The sequence below is a fragment of the Variovorax sp. KBW07 genome, from assembly GCF_003852515.1.
Lineage (GTDB): Bacteria > Pseudomonadota > Gammaproteobacteria > Burkholderiales > Burkholderiaceae_C > Variovorax.
The window spans coordinates 1-12,386 of record NZ_QAJK01000026.1 but is presented as its reverse complement, the minus strand read 5'-3'; the positions used below and the strand labels follow the sequence as shown (position 1 = coordinate 12,386).

The following is a 12,386-nucleotide window of genomic DNA, read 5'->3' as shown; positions in this document are numbered from 1 at the left end:
TCGGTCCTCAGGCGTGGGCCATGGCGGGGCCCGGGATTTCGGCGCGCACCGAGTGGCCCGAGATAACGGTCATCCATACGTTCCAGGCCATCACCAGCATCCCGGACAGGTAGAGCACCCCGCCGATCAGGCGCACCACGTAGAACGGGAAGGTGGCCTTCACGCTCTCCACGAAGGTGTAGGTGAGCGTGCCGTCGGGGTTGACGGCGCGCCACATCAGCCCCTGCATCACGCCGGCGATCCACATGGCCGCGATGTAGAGAACGATGCCGACGGTGGCCACCCAGAAGTGCACTTCGATGGCCTTCACGCTGTGCATTTCGGTGCGGCCGTACATGCGCGGGATCAGGTAGTAGAGCGAGCCCATGGTGATGAAGCCCACCCAGCCCAGCGCGCCGGCATGCACGTGGCCCACGGTCCAGTCGGTGTAGTGGCTCAGGGCGTTGACGGTCTTGATGGACATCATCGGGCCCTCGAAGGTGGCCATGCCGTAGAACGACAGCGCGACGATCAGGAAGCGAAGAATCGGGTCGGTGCGCAGCTTGTGCCAGGCGCCCGAGAGCGTCATGACGCCGTTGATCATTCCGCCCCAGCTGGGCGCCAGCAGGATCAGCGAGAACACCATGCCCAGCGACTGCGTCCAGTCGGGCAGCGCCGTGTAGTGCAGGTGGTGCGGGCCGGCCCACATGTAGGTGAAGATCAGCGCCCAGAAATGGACGATGGACAGGCGGTACGAATACACCGGCCGGCCAGCCTGCTTGGGGATGTAGTAGTACATCATTCCCAGGAAGCCCGCGGTGAGGAAGAAGCCCACCGCGTTGTGGCCGTACCACCACTGCACCATCGCGTCCTGCACGCCGGCATAGGCCGAGTAGCTCTTCATCCAGCCCGCGGGAATCGCGGCGCTGTTGACGATGTGCAGCAGCGCCACCGCGATGATGAAGGCGCCGAAGAACCAGTTCGCCACGTAGATGTGGCGCACGCGGCGCATGCCGATGGTGCCGAAGAACACGATGGCGTAGGCCACCCACACCGCCGCGATGAGGATGTCGATGGGCCACTCGAGCTCGGCGTATTCCTTGCCGCTGGTGTAGCCCATCGGCAGGCTGATGGCGGCCGCCACGATCACCGCCTGCCAGCCCCAGAACACGAAGGTCGCGAGCCGGGGCGCGAACAGGCGGACCTGGCAGGTGCGCTGCACCACGTGGAAGCTCGTGGCCATCAGCGCGCAGCCGCCGAACGCGAAGATCACCGCGTTGGTGTGCAGCGGCCGGAGCCGCCCGTAGCCGAGCCATGGAATGCCGAGGTTGAGCTCGGGCCACGTCAGCTGCGAGGCGATGACCACGCCGACCAGCATGCCGACCACACCCCAGACCACGGACATGAGAGCGAACTGCCGCACGACGGTGTCGTCGTAGGCCGCGGCGGGAGGGTTCGGTTGTTGCATCGTCGTGCCCTTGAAAGAATTTCGGGCAGTTTCCGTTGCGCCCTTCTCCCCGGGGTTGATGCAAATCAATCGCCGCGCAGGATGCGGTCGCCTTCGGCCTCGACGTCTTCGAACTGGCCGCGCTCGATGGCCCACCAGAGCCCGCCGAGGATCGCGAGCACCAGCACCACCGACAGCGGAACGAGCAGGAAAAGAATGTCCATCAGTGCCGCGCCTGGCCCACGGCCGCCAGCCGCGCCGCATTCAAGACCACCACCAGCGAGCTCGCGGCCATGCCGAGCCCGGCAAGCCACGCAGGCAGCCAGCCCACGACGGCGAGCGGCACGCACAGCGCGTTGTAGCCCGCGGCCCAGCAAAGGTTCTGCCGCACCACCCGCAGCGTCTTGCGGGCCTGCGCAATGGCCGCCGGAATGGTGGCGAGCCTGTCGCCCAGCACGACGAAATCGGCGTGCGCGCGCGACAGCGGCACCGCGCGGCCGAAGGCGAACGAAGCATTCGCGCGCGCCAGCGAAGGCCCGTCATTCAGGCCGTCGCCCACCATCGCGATTCGCCGCCCCTCGGCCTGCAGCCGCCAGAGCACGTCGAGCTTGTCTTCGGGCGTGCAGCCGCCCTGCGCGAAGCCGATGCCGGCGCGCGCGGCAACCTCCTTCGCGGTGCTGTCCCGGTCGCCCGAGAGCAGCCGCACCGTGAGGCCTTGCGCGCGCAGCGCCGCCACCGCATCGGCCGCGTCGGCACGAAGCTCTTCGGCCAGCACGAAGCTGGCGACCCACCCCCGCGCGTCGGCCAGGTGCACCTGCACCGCATCGACCTCCAGCGGCGCCACCTTGCAGAAGGCCGACGAGCCCAGGCGCACGTACTCGCCTGCTTCGGCGCTCGCCCGTGCCCGGCGCATCAGGCCTTCGAGTCCGAAGCCCGCCTTTTCAGCAGCCTGTTCCACGGTCCATGCGGGCGGCGAGCGGAACTGCGCATTCCACGCGTTCACCAGCGCCTGCGCCACGGGATGCAGCGAATGTGCGGCAAGTGCCGCCGCCATTTCAAGCGCATCGCCGGGCCGCAAGCCCTGCCGGCAATAGATGCGCTCCAGGCGCGGAATGTCGCCGGTCAACGTGCCCGTCTTGTCGAACACCACGGTATCGACCGAGGCCAGCGCCTCCAGTGCCTGCAGGTTGGAAGCCAGCACGCCGCGGCGCGCCAGTGCTCCTGCACTGGCCAACATGGCGGCCGGCGTGGCAAGCGAGAGCGCGCACGGGCAGGTCACGATCAGCACCGCGACCGCCACCATCAGCGCCTTGCCCGGGTCGGTCGGCCACCAGAACACCGCGGCCATCGCCGCCGATGCGAGCACCGCGACGAGGAAGGGCCGCGCCACCCGGTCCGCCAGCAGTGCCAACCGCGGCTTGCGCGAGGCGGCGCTTTCCATCAGCCGCACGATCTGCGCGAAGCGCGTGCCCTCGCCCACCGATTCGATCCGCACCTGCACCATTGCCGACAGGTTGTGACTGCCGGCCAGCACACGGTCGCCGCAAGGGCGCGGCACGGGGCGGGACTCGCCGGTGAGCAGGGCTTCGTCGGCACTGGTGTCGCCTTCGATCACCACGCCATCGGCCGGAAAGGCCTCGCCGGGGCGCACCCGCACCACGTCGCCCACGGCGAGCCGACGCACGGCCACGCGGGTCCAGCCGCCGTCTTGCGTGGAACGGTCGAGGCGGTCGATGCTGTCGGGCAGCCGGTTCATCAGCGCTTCGAGCGAACCGGCGGTGCGGTCGCGCAGGCGCGCCTCCAGCCAGCGGCCGGTGAGCAGGAAGAAGACGAACATCGTCAGCGAGTCGAAGTAGACCTCGTGGCCGAGCGGCCCATGGGTGTCGAAGGTGGCGGCGCTGCTGACGGCAAAGGTCACGAGCACGCCGAAGGCGACAGGCAGGTCCATGCCGACGCGGCCCGCGCGCAGGTCGCGCCAGGCGCTGCGAAAGAAGGGACCGCACGAGAACAGCACGACGGGCAGCGTGAGCATCCACGAGGCCCAGCGCAGCAGCTGTGCCGCGTCGTCCGTCATGTCGCCCGGCCTCGCGATGTAGGCCGGGTAGGCGTACATCATCACCTGCATCATGCAGAAGCCCGACACCAGCCAGCGCCACAGCGCCATGCGCAGTTCGCGCGAACGCTGCGCGCCGGCTTCATGGCTGCCAGCGGGAAGCAGCGGATAACCGGCCGCCGCCGAAGCCGCGAACCAGCGCGACGGCCGGGTGGCCGCGGCCGACCACACCACGCGTGCCCGCCGGCTGGCGGCATTGACCTGCGCGTCGAGTACGCCGGGCACCTTCAGCAACGCAGCCTCGAGCGTGACGGAGCAGGCAGCGCAATGCATGCCCTCGACCGCGACCTGCGACGCCCACCGTCCCGTGGCCGCATCGCCCTCTTCCACTTGGCCGAACGCCGGCCATTCGGCCGGATCGTCGAGCACCTGCCAGGGATCGGCCGAAGCCGGTGCGGACGATGGATGCGGAAAGAGCGGGGAAGATGGTGATGACGGAGCGAGCGCGGCTTGCATCGTGGCGAGGCTAAGCGCGGCCCCCGCCGCGCACCTTGATCTGCATCAAGGCCTGCGACCGTGGCCTAGCCGAAGCTTGCGGCACCGATTCTTCTGGAGAACTGCCATGTTCAAACGCATCCTTGTCGCCACCGACGGTTCCACGCTGTCGAAGAAGGCCGTGGCCAGCGCCATCGCCCTTGCCGCACAGAACGATGCCGACCTGGTGGCGCTGAACGTGGTGCCGCGCTACCCCCGCAGCTACTTCGAGGGCGCCATGACTTTCTCTGCGGAAGACATCGGCCGCATCGAAGCGCAATGGGCCGAAAAAGCGCGAGAGATGCTCGACGCCGTGAGCGCGCGCGCCAAGGCAAGCGGCGTGCGGGTCAAGACGGCGACGGTCAATTCGGACCTGGTGGCGGAGGCGATCATTGCCGCGGCGAAAAAGCACAAGAGCGACCTGATCGTGATGGCATCGCACGGCCGCAAGGGCATCAAGCGGCTGCTGCTCGGCAGCGAGACGCAGCACGTGCTGGCGCACTCGGCGCTGCCCGTGCTCGTGCTTCGTTAGGCGCGCTGCGGCTACCCCAGCAGCCCCAGCAGGATGGCGCGAGCGACCGCGCCGGTCTTGTTCGCCGCGCCCAGCTTGGTGATGGCGTTCTTCACGTGGAAATTCACGGTGTCGAACGAGATGTGGAGCAGGTCCGAGACCTCCTTGGAGGTCATGCCGTCCGCCAGCCATTTGAGAATTTCAGTCTCGCGTGCCGTCAGCAGAACGGCGGGGCCTTTTTGCATGTCCGACGACAAGGCCCGCGACAGCGCGTAGTGCGAGGCGCTGACCAGGTAGCGCATGTTCGGCTCGCCGTCCCGCAGTTCGCTCTCGGTCATGGCCTGGCCTGACCGGGCCAGCGTGAGCATGCCCACCACGCCATTGGCATCGAAGCTCGACTGCGCCCAGCCGACGGTCAGGCCGAACGAACGGGCCGCATCCCACATCTCCCGGGCATTGGCGAACAGGGAATCGGTCCAGACGATGGGCGCCTGTGTTCTTCGGCCATGCAGGACCGTCGGATCGATCGCCAGGTAGCCCGCCTCTTCGTATTGCCTGACCCATTCGGGCGGATAGTTGTTCAAAAGAAAGACGCGCGGTTTCGACACCGGCAATGGCAGGCGCAATCCATATGCGCAGTAGTCGAATCCCAACTTCCTTGCGGTGCTCAGCACCAACGCAAAGGCCGCGTCCGCGTCGGGCGATCGCAGCAAGCCTGTTGAAAGCTCTTCAATCCACGCATTCATGATGAGGCCTTCTCGGGAGTGGTTCGAATTGAAAACGCCCCGCCCTCTTCTCCCAGTTGAACCGAGCGTCAATACGGCAGCTATTTCCAATGGAAATTGACTTGGCCGCTGGATCCCGACTTCATTTCAAAAAATGCTATTGAATACTTTCAACTTATTTCAATTGAATTCCCCTTTGTTGAAGTGCGGTTAGGAAGTTGAACTATGCAGGTAACGAATGCTACAAGAGGGTTGCCACGTCTTGCTGCCGCTGCATCAATTACTTTTCGTGGTGATGCAGGATCGCATTAAAAAGACAGATTAACTCACGAAAAACGTCATCTTTTTGCGGAGGCATCCGTCAAATACAAGTGACAAATATATGAATCGTTTATCAATGACAACAAGTATTTCCAACGATGGATTCCTTCGCATTCCATTGCTCAGGTTCACCCGGCTGCAGCTTCGCCACCTGGTTTCCGGCGTCGACGAAGACGAGCAATGCGGCGCGGCGCCACGGTGCGGCGGGCCGACCACGATCTCCGGCTACACCGAGTGGGTTTGCGACACCGAGCCCGGTCTTTCGATAGGATGGGACTGGGTGCTGGCGTCGGACCAGGGCATCGTGGTCTGGAGGCGGTTTGGCCTTCCGCGCAGCAATGCCATGCTGACCGACGAAATGCAGCGCGAGTTCGGCTGGCTGCCCACGCTTCATCTGTTGGCCAATGCCGTGGACGCACTCTCCTGGCACGAAAAAACGCGCAATGCGTTAATAAGCCGGAACCCCGAATAAACCACTAAATTTAGTAGTTACGCCGACCTTCTTTGCGAGGTGAAATCGCCCCGATATATTCATCGGGGAGTAGATTTCATGGATTTCATTATCGGCCGACTCAATGCGCTAGAGCCTGGCATCATGAATGCGCTAGGCAGGTATCGCCACAGAGTTTTCATTGAAAAATTGGGGTGGAACCTGGCATGCGAGCACGGCGTAGAGCTAGATCAATTCGATCATGCAGATACCCTGTACGTTATTGCGAGAAATGCGTCGAGTGATGTCGTGGGCTCCGCGCGCCTTCTTCCAACGGACCGGCCTTATCTGCTCGGGGAGGTCTTTCCGCAATTGATGGGCGGGGCCGCACCGCCTTGCGATCCGCTGGTGTGGGAGCTCTCCCGCTTTGCGGCGACCGATTTCTTTGCCGCGACCGGCAATGCACTTTCGCAGTTCAGCTCCACCATCGTCGACGACCTGCTCGACGCGGTCATGGCCGAAGCCGCGAGCCACGGTGTGCAGCGGCTCATTACCGTTTCGCCGCTCGGCATAGAGCGCCTGCTTCGTCGCAGGGGCTTCCAGGCCCGGCGCGCCGCCCCCCCTCAGATCATCGATGGCAAGCCGATCTTTGCCTGCTGGATCGAGGTCGGCCCGAGGACGCTTCTCCCCACGCTGTCCTAGCTCGGCGCCCGGTGCCGCTGCGCGAGCGGCCGGCCCCGCGCTCTCTTTTCTCTCTCCATATCTCGACACAACAACCAGGGACGGTCGTCATGACATCGCCTTCAGATACCGCCAATTTCGACACGCCGCCGGGACAGCCGCGAGATGCACACAGCGGAGTTCTCTTCGCGATCTTCGCGATGCTGCTTCTGGGCGCCGGAGAGTCTGCCGCGCAAGCCCTGCCGAACGCCGGGCAGCTGCTCAACGAACAGCAGCGCACGCTGCCGGCCGCGCCGCCCCTGCACAGTCCGCCGCCCGCCGTGGTGGTGCCCGAAGGCTCGGGCAACAACACGCCCGCCATCGGCCTGGCAGTCCGGGTGCGCTCGGTCCGCTTCACTGGCGCGACCGCACTGGCCGAGTCGAGCGACCTGGCATCGCTGACGACCCCGTTGATCGGGCGCACGGTCAACCATGCCGAGTTGCAGCGCACCGTCGATGCCGCAACGCGCCTGTTGCGCAGCCGTGGCTACATGCTGGCGCGCGCCTATCTGCCGCAGCAGGACCTGACGGACGGCGACCTGGAAATAGCCGTCTCCGAGGGCCGGTTGCAATCCGATGCGCAGCGCATCGAGATCCGGGGAACGACGCGCATCGACGCCAGCCGGCTCTACGCGATCGCGGATTCGGCGTTGCCCGTCGGACAGGCGGTCAGCGTCGAAGACCTCGAGCGCGCGATGCTGCTCCTGAACGATCTCTCCGGTCTGGCGGCGCGCTCGACACTGGAGCGCGGCAGCGAACGAGGCACGAGCCGCCTGGTGGTGGACGCGAACGACACCCCGATGCTCGAAGGCCGGGCCTGGTCCGACAACTTCGGCAACCGCAGCACCGGATCGTTTCGCCTGGGCGCGCAGCTCCAGGTGAACAGTCCGTCGCGGCTGGGCGACTCGGTCGCGGTGGGCCTTGTGCAGTCCACGGGCAGCACGGCGGCCAACCTCAACTACAGCCTGCCGCTGAACGCGTCCGGCCTGCGATTGAACGCGGGTGCTTCGTACCTGCGCTACCGCATCGACCAGGAGGCGTTCCGTTCGCTCGACCTGCGAGGCGATGCCACCGCATTCCAGCTCGGTGCGAGCTATCCATTGGTGCGAACGCGCGAGCGCAACCTCTACGCATCGCTGACCTACGAGCGCCGCAAGCTCACAGACCGTGCACTGGGCGAGACGCTGCGCTCGCGCAAGCTCGACAGCCTCAGCTTCCTGCTGGCGGGCAGCCGCATCGACCCGTGGGGCGGCGGCGGCACCTTCCAGGGCAACGTGGCGATGACGGCGGGGCGAGCCGACCTGTCGGGCAATGCGGACGACAAGTTCGTCGACAGCCGCACGGCGCGCACCAACGGCAGCTTCCGAAAGCTCTTCGTCGGGGCAAATCGGCTGCAGAACCTGGGCGGTGCGCCGGGCTCCGAATGGACGCTCTTTGCCGGGGTCATCGGTCAACTCGCCAGCGGCAACCTGGACTCGTCCGAGAAGTTCATCCTGGGCGGTGCGTCCGGCGTGCGCGCCTATCCGGTCGGCGAGGCTTCGGGCGACGAAGGGGTGCTGGGCACGCTCGAGCTGCGGCGCAACTTCACCCTGGGCGGCGACGGCATGCAGTCGAAGCTGCAGGCGCTGGCCTTCGTCGACGCGGGACAGGTTCGTTTGCACAAGCGCGCCTGGCCCCACGCCATCTCGAATGCAGGAGACACGAACAACGTGCACCTGGCCAGCGCCGGCGTGGGCCTGAACCTGTCGCTCGACCGCTGGACGCTGCGCACCGCGCTTGCACGCACCTTGGGCAGCAACCCCGGTCGAGGCCCGAACGGTCTCGATGCAGACGGCCGAAGCAGCAAGTGGCGCGGCTGGGTGCAAGCCATGTACGCCTTCTGATCCCCTTCTTCTCTCGATACCTCCCATTTGGTCTTCAAGGAGTTTCATCATGAAACGCGCATCCATGAATCACATCTACCGGCTCGTCTGGAGCGAGGCATCCGGCACCTACGTGGCCGTTGCGGAGCATGCATCGGGCCGCGGAAAGCGCCGCACCGGCGTGCTGGCCGTGGCACTGATGATGAGCGCGAGCGCCCTCGCGCAAACGCTGCCGACAGGCGGCAGCATTGCGGCGGGCCAGGGCACCATCGTGCAAAGCGGTCGCCAGATGACGATCACCCAGACCTCGCAGCGCATGGTCGCCAACTGGGCGGCCTTCAACATCGGTGCCAACGCCGAGGTCCGGTTCAATCAACCGGGCGCCGACAGCGTCGCGCTGAACCGTGTGACCGGCGGGGGCCCGGCCAGCGCCATCGACGGAAAGCTGAGCGCCAACGGCAATGTGTGGCTCATCAACCCCAGCGGCGTGGTGTTCGGCAAGAGCGCGCAGGTCAATGTCGGCGGGCTGGTGGCGTCGTCGCTGCAGGTGTCCGATACCGATTTTCTCGCCGGTCGCGGCAAGTTCACGGGCGGCAGCGGAGCCGGCCAGGTCATCAACAACGGCAGCATCCAGACGGGCACGGGTGGCGTGGTGGCGCTCATCGCCCCGCACGTCAGCAACACGGGCAGCATTTCGACGCCCGGCGGCAGCACCGCGCTGGCAGCCGGCGATGCCGTCAGGCTCGACTTCACCGGCGATGGCCTGGTCGGCGTCAGCGTGGAACGCGGCCTGGTCGAAGCCGCGGCGGAAAACAGCGGGCATATCAGTGCCACTGGCGGATCGGTCACGCTGAGTGCCCGCGGCGTCGATTCGGTGCTGGGCGGCGTGGTCAACAACACCGGGCAGATCGAAGCCCGCGGCCTGGTCTCGCGCAATGGCCGCATCCTGCTGGACGGCGACGCGACGGGCGGCAGCACGCACGTGTCCGGCACGCTGGACGCCAGCTCCGCCGACGGCCGAGGCGGCAGCATCGTGGTCGGGGGCAGGTTCATCACGCTCGACGGCGGCGCCGTGCTCGATGCAAGCGGTGCCACGGGTGGCGGCACCATCAGCGTCGGCGGTGGCTGGCAAGGAAAAGATACCTCCATCGCCAATGCCACGACCGTGTCGGCCGACAGGAGCGTCGTGGCACGGGCCAACGCGACCGGCGAAGGCGACGGTGGAACCGTCGTGTTCTGGAGCGACGGCACCACCCGCTTCACGGGCCAGATCGCCGTGCGCGGCGGCACGACCGGCGGCAACGGGGGCAAGGCGGAAGTGTCGGGGGCGCAAGATCTCTTCTATGACGGCGTGACCGATGCCCGTGCGAGCAAGGGTGTCACGGGCAATCTGCTGCTCGATCCGAAAACCATCACGATCAAGGGTGGAGAAGGCACGGACGGTGCCTGGCAGGGGGCCGCCGCCGCCACGGTAGATGCCACTGTCTATGAGAAGACACTGGAGGCGCAGAGCGCCAACATTCTTCTGCAAGCATCGAAAGCCATCACGTTCGAGGACCTGACCGACAACGGCGGTGACGGCGTCATCACCTTGCAAGACGGCGTGAGCTTCCGGGCGGAGGTGGAAGGAAACAACCTCATCGACCCTCGAAAAATGACTTTCCTGAACAAGGACAACGAACTCGTTGTTTCAGGCACGGGCAGCATTTACCTTCAGGCCGGGCTGGCCAACACCGGTCGCATCGAGAACGTTTTCAAGCTCACGGCGAAGGGGCGTGGAAGCAACCCGAGTCCTGCAGATCTGCCGGGCCATGACATCAAGCAAATTGGCAACGGAACGCCGGCCCCCGGCTCCATCACGCTTCTTGGCGCGGACGGCCTGACCATCGCCGGGGCCCTCACCACGAATGGCGGCTACATACGTCTCTCGGCGGATTCGGATCTGGGAGGCATCGGGGATTTCAAGCTGACCACGCCGGTGACGACCCAGGGCGGCAACCTCTATGTGTCCTTCGGGGGCCACGATGCGCTAGCCAAGGCGGAGTTGATGGGCGACATCACGCTCGGGGCCGGTCGACTCTATTTTGGCGATGCAATCCCAGGGGACCCCGCGACCAAGGCGCTGGGCCGATCGACAGGCGAAAAGATACTTGGCGGAAAGCTGGTCTTGAGCGGCGACGTCGACTTCTCTACCCCGCTGACCTTGAAGGGGGGCGCTTCCATCTACACGGACAGCCCCATCCACTTCACCAGCAGCGTCACGTTCGATACGCAAGACCGCCCGGTCACCCTTCGCGCCACGGACATCGACTTCTCGCGCGCGACGCTGACGAACGTTTCGACGGCGAGCATCAGCCTGGAGCCGAGCGATCCCGCCAGCCCTGTCGCCCTCGGCAGCGCCGGCGCCGGCATCGCCCGCGCCGAAACCTTCGACAGGCTCAGCGGTGTCAAGAGCCTGACGATAGGACGCGCGGACGGCACCGGAACCATCACGGTTCCGGCGACCGGCATTACCGCGCAGGTCAGCGACACCTTCAAGCTGTTGAGTGGGCTGGGCAGCGTCGACATACAGGGCACGCTGACCAACTCCGCCGCGACCGGGCGCGTCGTCGTGCAGGCCGGGCACGACGTGACGCTGGCACCGAAAGCGACGGTGGTTGCCTCGGGCACGGGCGATGCCATCGTCCTGGCGGCGGGCCAGAAGTTCGTCAACAAGAACCCGAGCGCACAGGCGCTCGTAGCACCCCACGGCCGCTGGCTGGTGTACTCCGCCGCTCCCGACACCAGCCAGCAAGGCGGTCTGGTCAACGAATTCAAGCAGTACAACGCCACCTACCCCGGTGGAGCCGCCACCGACCAGGTACAGGGAACCGGCAACGGATTTCTCTACAGCATCGCACCGACGATCGATATTGCGTTGATCGGCGAAGTGCGAAAGGAATACGACCGCACAACCACCGCGTCTGTCACCGATGCGAACCTGGCGTACAGCGGCGCCATCGACGGCGATGCGATGGTCTTCAAGCGCGGCCCGGCGAGCACCGCAACCTACGACACGTGGGACGCCGGAACGAAAAAGCAGGTCACCGTCACGGACATCGAACTCGACTCGGCCACCAAAGGCGCGGTGAAGGTGTACGGCTACCAGTGGAACAGCAGCGCCAGCGCCAACATCGGCATCATCGACAAGCGAAAACTCACGCTGGACCCCCACGACTCCGCAACCGCCGAAGACAAGGTCTACGACGGCAACCGATCGGCGACGGTGACCGGCGTGTCGTTCCTCAACGTCATCAAGGGCGATGTCCTGACGGGCACCGGCACCGGTACTTTCGACACCAAGGACGCGGGCCGGTCGAAGCGCGTGGACGTGACCGACATCCAGCTTTTCGGGCCATCGGCATCGAACTACGAAGTTGTTCCCGACACCCGGACGACGGCCACGGCAACCATTGCGCCCAAGATGCTCACCGCGACGGGCATCGTCGCGCCCAAGGTCTACGACGGCGACACGTCGGCCGTGTTGAGCGGACTGAAGCTGACAGGCGTTGTCCCCGGGGAAGACGACAGGGTGACGGTGCGAGGGACCGTCGGCAGCTTCGACACGAAGGAGGTCGGCAACGACAAGGCCGTCACCGGCAGCGGCCTCCAATTGACCGGAGATGGCGCGGGCAACTATCTTTTCGAGCCGAGCGGCAGGGTCGGCATGGGCAGCATCACGCCGATCGTCTTGCCGGAGCCGGTCGTGCCTGCGCCCATCGCTCCGATTGCACAAGTGACGCCGCCACCGGCTGCTCCGATCGA

Annotated in this window: 9 protein-coding genes; 5 read left to right on the top strand and 4 right to left on the bottom strand. The window is 65.8% G+C overall.

Features of this window, described 5'->3' with window-relative positions; all coding sequences use genetic code 11:
- Positions 1 to 7 precede the first annotated feature (7 nt).
- From ccoN to DBV14_RS05495, 3 genes are all read right to left on the bottom strand, one after another.
- On the bottom strand, positions 8 to 1,447 hold the full coding sequence (gene ccoN / locus DBV14_RS05505; RefSeq protein ID WP_124458183.1) for a cytochrome-c oxidase, cbb3-type subunit I: 1,440 nt from the start codon (positions 1,445 to 1,447) through the stop codon (positions 8 to 10).
- 65 nt (positions 1,448 to 1,512) lie between these two features.
- Positions 1,513 to 1,650, bottom strand: coding sequence for a cbb3-type cytochrome oxidase assembly protein CcoS (gene ccoS / locus DBV14_RS05500; protein ID WP_124458182.1), 138 nt, complete (start codon positions 1,648 to 1,650; stop codon positions 1,513 to 1,515).
- Positions 1,650 to 3,995 (bottom strand): cation-translocating P-type ATPase, encoded by a 2,346-nt coding sequence (locus tag DBV14_RS05495; RefSeq protein WP_124458181.1) that lies wholly within the window; start codon positions 3,993 to 3,995, stop codon positions 1,650 to 1,652. Before DBV14_RS05495 ends, ccoS begins: the two co-directional genes overlap by 1 nt.
- Positions 3,996 to 4,101: 106 nt before the next feature.
- Between DBV14_RS05495 and DBV14_RS05490 the strand changes: the two genes are divergently transcribed.
- Positions 4,102 to 4,545, top strand: a complete 444-nt coding sequence (locus DBV14_RS05490) for a universal stress protein (protein ID WP_124458180.1) — start codon at positions 4,102 to 4,104, stop codon at positions 4,543 to 4,545.
- A gap of 11 nt (positions 4,546 to 4,556) precedes the next feature.
- Here the strand turns inward: DBV14_RS05490 and DBV14_RS05485 are convergent, their stop codons facing one another.
- Positions 4,557 to 5,360 carry an autoinducer binding domain-containing protein gene (locus tag DBV14_RS05485; RefSeq protein WP_260396825.1) on the bottom strand — a complete coding sequence of 268 codons (804 nt, stop codon included), beginning with the start codon at positions 5,358 to 5,360 and terminating at the stop codon, positions 4,557 to 4,559.
- Positions 5,361 to 5,646: 286 nt separating this feature from the next.
- On the opposite strand from DBV14_RS05485, the gene DBV14_RS05480 reads away from it, so the two are divergent.
- The 4 genes from DBV14_RS05480 to DBV14_RS05465 all read left to right on the top strand — a co-directional run.
- On the top strand, positions 5,647 to 6,042 hold the full coding sequence (locus tag DBV14_RS05480; protein ID WP_185545930.1) for a DUF4902 domain-containing protein: 396 nt from the start codon (positions 5,647 to 5,649) through the stop codon (positions 6,040 to 6,042).
- Positions 6,043 to 6,120: 78 nt separating this feature from the next.
- Positions 6,121 to 6,702 carry an acyl-homoserine-lactone synthase gene (locus DBV14_RS05475; protein WP_185545929.1) on the top strand — a complete coding sequence of 194 codons (582 nt, stop codon included), beginning with the start codon at positions 6,121 to 6,123 and terminating at the stop codon, positions 6,700 to 6,702.
- Between the two features lie 89 nt (positions 6,703 to 6,791).
- Positions 6,792 to 8,603: a ShlB/FhaC/HecB family hemolysin secretion/activation protein gene (locus tag DBV14_RS05470; protein ID WP_124458177.1), complete on the top strand. Its 1,812-nt coding sequence runs from the start codon at positions 6,792 to 6,794 to the stop codon at positions 8,601 to 8,603.
- Positions 8,545 to 12,386 (top strand): YDG domain-containing protein (locus DBV14_RS05465; RefSeq protein ID WP_124458176.1); only part of this gene is annotated, 3,842 nt, incomplete at its 3' end. The genes DBV14_RS05470 and DBV14_RS05465, both read left to right, overlap by 59 nt.

Excerpts from the sequence above, each read along its gene's own strand:
- DBV14_RS05490 (WP_124458180.1), top strand. The coding sequence starts at position 4,102 with ATGTTCAAACGCATCCTTGTCGCCACCGACGGTTCCACGCTGTCGAAG.
- ccoS (WP_124458182.1), bottom strand. The coding sequence starts at position 1,650 with ATGGACATTCTTTTCCTGCTCGTTCCGCTGTCGGTGGTGCTGGTGCTC.
- DBV14_RS05470 (WP_124458177.1), top strand. The coding sequence starts at position 6,792 with ATGACATCGCCTTCAGATACCGCCAATTTCGACACGCCGCCGGGACAG.
- DBV14_RS05475 (WP_185545929.1), top strand. The coding sequence starts at position 6,121 with ATGGATTTCATTATCGGCCGACTCAATGCGCTAGAGCCTGGCATCATG.
- ccoN (WP_124458183.1), bottom strand. The coding sequence starts at position 1,447 with ATGCAACAACCGAACCCTCCCGCCGCGGCCTACGACGACACCGTCGTG.
- DBV14_RS05495 (WP_124458181.1), bottom strand. The coding sequence starts at position 3,995 with ATGCAAGCCGCGCTCGCTCCGTCATCACCATCTTCCCCGCTCTTTCCG.
- DBV14_RS05480 (WP_185545930.1), top strand. The coding sequence starts at position 5,647 with ATGACAACAAGTATTTCCAACGATGGATTCCTTCGCATTCCATTGCTC.